Genomic DNA, 279 nt, shown 5'->3' on the forward strand with positions numbered 1-279 from the left:
CGTGAAATGCCGCCCGGCGTGGCGACGGTGATTGCCCCCCGTGGGCGCGGCAAATCGGCGCTGGCCGGGCAATTCATCTCCCGGATGGCGGGCACGGCTATCGTGACCGCACCGGCGAAAACGGCAACGGATATCCTGGCAGCGTTTGCCGGTGAGCGGTTCTGCTTTATGGCGCCGGATGCGTTGCTGGCGAGCGGGGCAAGAGCCGACTGGCTGGTAGTTGACGAGGCGGCGGCAATCCCCGCGCCGCTGCTGCTGCAACTGGTTTCGCGCTTTCCC

1 pseudogene is annotated in these 279 nt (G+C 67.4%); it reads left to right on the forward strand.

Annotated features, from left to right (window positions below):
* A pseudogene (locus J4G32_RS21540) lies at positions 1-279 on the forward strand (hypothetical protein); the annotation flags it as partial.

Source organism: Microvirga antarctica, assembly GCF_017921815.1.
GTDB lineage: Bacteria > Pseudomonadota > Alphaproteobacteria > Rhizobiales > Beijerinckiaceae > Microvirga > Microvirga antarctica.